The following is a 2,822-nucleotide window of genomic DNA, read 5'->3' as shown; positions in this document are numbered from 1 at the left end:
ACAGCGGGGATCACCGGCGAGCAGCGCGCGCATGCCGAGCACTGGAACGCGCTCATCGAAGTCCGTGGCGATGTGTTGAAGACGCTGGAAGGCGCAAGGCAAGACAAGACCATCGGCGCTCCGCTCGAAGCGCATGTACATCTTACGGCGGACGCGGAACTGGCGCCGCTGCTCGAAGAGTATCGGGCCGAGTTGCCTGGGCTGTTCATCGTGTCGCAGGTGTCGCTGCGCAACGGCAATCCGGGCGGCCTGGAAGTGAAGGTCGAACGCGCGGCGGGGCAGAAGTGCGAACGCTGCTGGAAATATCTGCCGGATGTCGGCGCGAACCGCGCGTGGCCGACGATCTGCACCTCTTGCGCGGAAGCCGTCGAGGAGATCGAGCGCGATCGCAACGCGAACTAGTCATGCGCATCGGCTTGGTTGCACTGCTGGCGTTTGGTCTGGACCGCTGGTCGAAGTATCTGGTGGAGACGCATCTTTCTCCTATGCAGGTGCATCCGGTGATCCCCGGCTTTTTTGATATCGTGCGCACCCACAATCGCGGCGTGGCCTTCGGCTTTTTCGATGGCGCCGCTTCTCAGACGCGGGCCATCGTCATGATTGCGTTTTCATTGAGCGCGCTGCTGCTGCTCGCGTGGCTCCTTTGGCGGAACCGCACGGCCGACCTGATGTCCGATCTGGCCATCGGATTGATCATCGGCGGCGCCGCGGGCAATATCTTCGATCGCATCCGCGCCGGCGCCGTCACCGATTTCCTCGACTTCTACAGCGGCAGCTATCACTGGTACACCTTCAACATGGCTGACTCGGCCATCACCGTGGGCGCTTGTCTGCTACTGTTCGGGATGTTGCGGCGCAGTTCTCCGGCAAAGGCGCACGCCTAGAATGTTTCCCCATCTGTTTCACATCGGCGCGTTCTCGATGCCCACCTATGGCCTGCTGGTCGCGCTCGGATTCCTCGCCGGCCTCTGGCTGACTACACGGCTCGCCGCGCGTTCCGGCATCTCGTCGGAAACCGTGCTCAACCTCGGCGTTTTCTGCGCGCTGGGGGGGATCGTCGGCGCCAAGGTCGCCATGATTGTGATGAGCCCGGATTATCGCGCCCATCCCGGTGAGATCTTCACGCTCGCAACCCTTCAATCCGCGGGCATTTTTTACGGCGGCTTGATCGCGGCTCTGGGCGCGGCGTTCTGGTACATGCGGCGCCATCGCCTTCCGTTTCTCTCGACGGCCGACCAGTTCGCTCCCGGCGTAGCTTTGGGCCACGGCATAGGGCGGCTCGGGTGTTTTGCCGCCGGCTGTTGCTGGGGTCGTCCGACACATCTTCCCTGGGCGGTTGTCTTCACCAATCCGGACGCGGTGATTTCGCCGGATCGTCTCGGCGTTCCCTTGCACCCGACCCAGCTCTATGAGGCCTTCGCGGAATGGATCATCTGCGCGATACTGCTATGGTTCATCGCGCGGCGGCATCGCGACGGCCAGGTGCTCGGGCTCTATCTGCTTCTCTATGGAGCCGCGCGCTTCGTAATCGAGTTCTACCGCGAGCATGACTCCTCGAACCCGCTCGGTCTTGGGCTCTCGCTCGAGCAATGGATCGCGCTGGCGCTCATGTTGTGCGGCGCGGCGCTCTTGACAAGGCTGAGCTTCGCGCCCTCAAAACAAATTTTCAATTGGGCCAATAGATAATATTTGGGCTTGGATGGGCGGCGAAAACGGGGCGATTATCATAGGTTGATCGACCCCATGACAAACCTCCAAGATTTTCTTAGCCTCTCGTACGCGGAACTCGAAGACCTCAACTTAGAAGCGAAGAAAGAGCGCGCGAATCGTGTAGACGCGGGCAAGCTGCAAGAGAAGCGGCTCAAGTACCTTACCGATGAGAAACGAATCAAAGCCGTCACCGTGCTGTTCAGCGACCTTGAGGGCCGGCTGCACATGCTCGATTACGACAAGAAGTTTCTGGTCAACAGCTGGGACAACCTCACCTTCGACGGATCGTCCATTCGCGGCTTCACCGCCCAGCGCGAAAGCGATCTTCGGCTCGGGCTCGATTGGGCTGCGTTTTACTGGGCGCCGTCGGACGTTTTCGGTCCCGGCAAAGTGTTGACGTTCGGCAACGTGATCGATAAGGACGGTTCGCCGTATGCCGCCGACATCCGCGGCATTCTGAAGCTCTACGCCGAGAAACTCCACGAGACGAAGGGCTACACGCTCAACGCGGCGAACGAGATCGAGGGGTTTGTGTTTCAGGGCGCCGACGCCGAGCGGCGTTTTGCCGAACGAGGCCGGTTCGATTACGTGAATACCGGCGGTTACTATCACTCGCTGCCGGGCGATCCGCTACGCCTGTTTATCGATCAGGCGGCGGAAGTGCAGCGCGCCATGGGTTTCCAGAATGAGAAGGATCACCCCGAGGTCGCGCCCTCGCAGTTCGAGATCAATTACAGCTATGCGGAAGCGGTTGCCGCGGCGGACAATATCCAGCTCTACAAGCTGGTGTGCCGCCAGGTCGCGACGAAGCTGGGTATGACGGCATGTTTCCTTCCCAAGCCCGTCGTCGGCGTCAACGGCAACGGCATGCATACCAATGTGTCGGTGACGAAGGACGGCAAGAATCTGTTCTGGGACCCGAATGGCGAAGAGAAGATCAGCCAGTTTGCGTGGGATTTCGTCGATCGCATTCTGAACCATGGCAACGACCTCTGCCTGCTGTTGAACGCGAGCGTGAATGCGTACCGGCGGCTAGATCCGCATTTCGAAGCGCCGAATCAAATCAAAGCGTCGGCCGTGGATCGCGGATCGATGGTGCGCATCCCGATCGG

Annotated in this window: 4 protein-coding genes; all 4 read left to right on the top strand. The window is 60.6% G+C overall.

What is annotated here, in order from left to right:
* Positions 1-402, top strand: a 402-nt coding sequence (locus tag H1Y01_RS15640; protein WP_301331919.1) for a zinc finger domain-containing protein, incomplete at its 5' end; no start/stop codon positions are given.
* A 2-nt stretch (positions 403-404) separates the two neighbouring features.
* Positions 405-884 carry a signal peptidase II gene (gene lspA, locus H1Y01_RS15635; protein ID WP_180541445.1) on the top strand — a complete coding sequence of 160 codons (480 nt, stop codon included), beginning with the start codon at positions 405-407 and terminating at the stop codon, positions 882-884.
* Between the two features lies 1 nt (position 885).
* Positions 886-1,686, top strand: a complete 801-nt coding sequence (lgt, locus tag H1Y01_RS15630) for a prolipoprotein diacylglyceryl transferase (RefSeq protein ID WP_180541444.1) — start codon at positions 886-888, stop codon at positions 1,684-1,686.
* A 57-nt stretch (positions 1,687-1,743) separates the two neighbouring features.
* Positions 1,744-2,822: glutamine synthetase beta-grasp domain-containing protein (locus H1Y01_RS15625; protein WP_180541443.1), on the top strand; the 1,079-nt coding region annotated here is incomplete at its 3' end.

It is taken from the genome of Nevskia soli (assembly GCF_903970205.1).
GTDB lineage: Bacteria > Acidobacteriota > Terriglobia > Bryobacterales > Bryobacteraceae > Bog-113.
The sequence above is the reverse complement of the archived record's forward strand: the minus strand, read 5'-3'. Positions and strand labels throughout refer to the sequence as shown.

Coding starts and splice junctions, on each gene's coding strand:
- lspA (WP_180541445.1), top strand. CDS start 405: ATGCGCATCGGCTTGGTTGCACTGCTGGCGTTTGGTCTGGACCGCTGG.
- lgt (WP_180541444.1), top strand. CDS start 886: ATGTTTCCCCATCTGTTTCACATCGGCGCGTTCTCGATGCCCACCTAT.